Origin of the sequence: Streptomyces sp. NRRL WC-3618 (assembly GCF_001280005.1) — a bacterium.
Lineage (GTDB): Bacteria > Actinomycetota > Actinomycetes > Streptomycetales > Streptomycetaceae > Streptomyces.
The window spans coordinates 1-293 of the sequence record NZ_LGDW01000375.1 but is presented as its reverse complement, the minus strand read 5'-3'; the positions used below and the strand labels follow the sequence as shown (position 1 = coordinate 293).

General features: G+C 67.9%; 1 protein-coding gene. It reads right to left on the bottom strand.

The features are described 5' to 3' along the window. Positions 1-293 (bottom strand): acyltransferase domain-containing protein (locus tag ADL01_RS26880; RefSeq protein ID WP_159049638.1); only part of this gene is annotated, 293 nt, incomplete at both ends.

Below are 293 nucleotides of genomic sequence, written 5' to 3'. Positions count from 1 at the left end.
CAACCTGCCGCGAGCTGCGACCAGTTGAGCCGCGTCTTCCAAGGACCACAGTCCGGCTACGTACGCAGCCGTCAACTCGCCGATCGAATGACCACCGACGATCTCGGGACGTACCCCGAACGACTCGGCCAGGCGATACAGCGCGACCTCGACGGCGAACAGCGCGGGCTGCGCGTAGCCCGTCTGCTCCAGCTGCCCGGCGTCCGTGCCGAACATGACGTCCTTGAGCGGGCGTGCCAGGAGGCCGTCCAAGTGGGCGCACACCTCGTCCAGCGCGGTGGCGAAGACGGGAA